We start from the raw sequence: 1739 nt of genomic DNA, 5'->3' as shown, positions 1-1739 counted from the left end.
GTTGCCGGTGTAAAGGAACCGCTGAATGTGACGTCCTCGTTCGGCATTGAGAATGTGCCGCCCGCAGTCGCCGTTGTCTGGCTGCTGCTCCAGCCGCTGAACGTATAACCGGTGGCGCTCGCGTTTGCGGCGACCGTCACGGTCGTGTCGTAGAGATGGCCGGCGGTTATCGGAAGCGCCGTCGCAGTGCTCGGAACGGTTCCGGTGTAGCTGTAACTGACATTATGGGTGTTGCGTGTATAGTAGACGTTGATGATCAACGAGCCGTCGCCCTGAATCGTGAAGTCGGTGTTGGGGGTCAGGTTGGACTCGGCTTTCTGGTAGGTGAAACCGGTGTATTTGGTTTGGTAACCGGCATCAATCGCGCCTGTGCTTCCGGTCAGTCCGGTGTTGGTATCCGTATCGCCGGTCTGCAGATCATATCCCGTAGCGGTCAGATTCTGCAGGTAATACTTGACGGTATAGTTGACCGTGTCTGCCGTGAAATACCCGGTGAATTCAACGTTATTGTCCGGCATCGTGAAGGTGCCGCCGGAGACCGTGACATCGGTTGTCGCCCAACCATGGAAAGTATAACCCGTGGCGCTCAATGTGCCCGCAACGGAAATATCGGTTGTTCCCGCCGCATAAGTGCCGCCTGTCGGAAGTGTCGGAGCGCCGCCGATGGGTGTTACGGCACCTGCAGCAGTGCTGTCATATGCATAGGATACGTTGCGGTTGTGAAGCGAATAGTTATGAATCAGCGCATGTTCCCCTGCGGTTGCCGTGTCGGTTGCGCCGTCTACCGTATAGGGGCTGCCGTCATAGGTGCTGTTGTCGTAATAATAAGTCTGTCCGCCGTATTCGAGGGTTGCCGGCGGGGTATTTGTTGTAAAGGTCGGTGTGCCCCAGTCGGTGATGATCTTTTGCTGCGTCTCATTCGGGGCAATCGTCGTGGTACCGGCCCGGAATGAGACGTCCAGCGTGCCGATATCGAATTCAGCCAACGGCACCGGGAAGTTGCCGTTCACCGAATTTCCGTCAATACTGACCCCAAACGAAGCGCCGTTGTTGAGGGCGTAATTATCGTATTCGCCTGCAGCAATATTTGTTATATCCAAAGTGACAGTGTAAGTGATGAAGTTGCCATGGCCGGTTGTAAGATCAGCAGCCGTGGGGGACCACGAAAGCAGATCTCCGCTGGCGCCTACTGTGATACCGGTAGGGCCGGTTACCGTACCGCTGCTCGTGGTAAGATAATTACCCATGGAATCGGTCAAAGCCGGGGAATCAATCGAGTTGGTAATGGTGGTGAATGCCGTGTTTAATGCGATAGCATCGTTCACGTAAAAATACAGTGGTTGATTTTCATCGTCAAGAGAAGCGATGGACTCCAATGTGGCATCGGTATACCCAAAACCAATCGTATAAATCGTCACGCCGGCGCTCTTTGCGATGGCGGCGTTTGCAATCGCCTTATCTTTTGCGTTCTGGGTATTGGGGTCCCCATAATAATACGGATAATAATCAACTCTGTATGTGTTGGTTTCGCCGTCCGTCAGAACCACCATGATCTTTGCGGTGTCGGGATTAGCGGAAAAAGTATTGTTCCCCATATTGATGCCGTCTTCAAGGTTGGTGTACCAGTATAAAGTGATTCCGGCGATTTTGTTTATCAAGGTCTGCCGTTCGCTGTCGTTAAGCACCGAAAGCATCTCTTCCTGAACATATTGTCCCAACGTGTTGAATTTAGTAATGCT

Annotated in this window: 1 protein-coding gene; it reads right to left on the bottom strand. The window is 52.9% G+C overall.

What is annotated here, in order from left to right; translation table 11 throughout:
- Positions 1-1739 (bottom strand): vWA domain-containing protein (locus PK629_01240; GenBank protein ID HOP10096.1); only part of this gene is annotated, 1739 nt, incomplete at both ends.

It is taken from the genome of Oscillospiraceae bacterium, from assembly GCA_035380125.1.
GTDB lineage: Bacteria > Bacillota > Clostridia > Oscillospirales > JAKOTC01 > DAOPZJ01.
Note: the sequence above shows the minus strand (reverse complement) of the source record. Positions and strands in the feature narration are given on the sequence as shown.